1 protein-coding gene is annotated in these 696 nt (G+C 63.2%); it reads right to left on the bottom strand.

From position 1 onward, the window contains the following. Positions 1 to 18: 18 nt before the first annotated feature. Entirely contained in the window at positions 19 to 648 is a 630-nt protein-coding gene (locus KZZ07_RS26630) for a sugar transferase (protein ID WP_370631275.1), read from the bottom strand. Positions 649 to 696 lie beyond the last annotated feature (48 nt).

Below are 696 nucleotides of genomic sequence, written 5' to 3' on the forward strand. Positions count from 1 at the left end.
CGGTTGCGGGCCTGGGTGTCAGGCGCCGCCACGCTTGGCGACGACGCTGAGCGTCCGCCAGAAGATCCACATCTCGAGCGCAAAGCTCATGTGCGAGATGTAATAGAGATCCGCCTTCACCTTGCGGCGGGTGGCGTCCATGCCCTCGATATAGCCCAGTTCGGTCTGCGCCAGGCCGCTGATGCCGGGGCGGACGGCGTGGCGTTCGCGGTAGCCGGGGATCTTTTCCAGGTATTCCACCGCGTGATCGAAATAGTCCGGCCGCGGGCCGATCAGGCTCATCTGGCCGCACAGCACGTTGAGAATCTGGGGCAATTCGTCGATCCGCGACTTGCGCAGGAAACGGCCCAGCGTGGTGATCCGGTCCAGCTCCAGCGGGCTGTCCGCGCCGCGGACAACCGTGGGGACCGCCCGCATGGTGCGGAACTTGATCGCCCTGAACGGCTTGCAGTCGCGGCCCATGCGGGGCTGCACGAAAAACAGCGCGCCCGTGTTGTAGAAGGGGTTCAGGACAAGGATGAGCACCGCAAGCACCGCCAGAACCGGCAGCAGCAGAAGGCTCATGAAAATGTCGAAGCTGCGCTTTGCGATCCGAAACGCTCTCGCCCGTCCAGGGCTGGCGTTCCGGTACGACGATCCGGCGGAAATTACCGTCTCATCAAGAGTCCTGACGTCAAACATACTGCCCCCAAAAAA

It is taken from the genome of Mameliella sp. CS4 (assembly GCF_019392335.1).
GTDB lineage: Bacteria > Pseudomonadota > Alphaproteobacteria > Rhodobacterales > Rhodobacteraceae > Antarctobacter.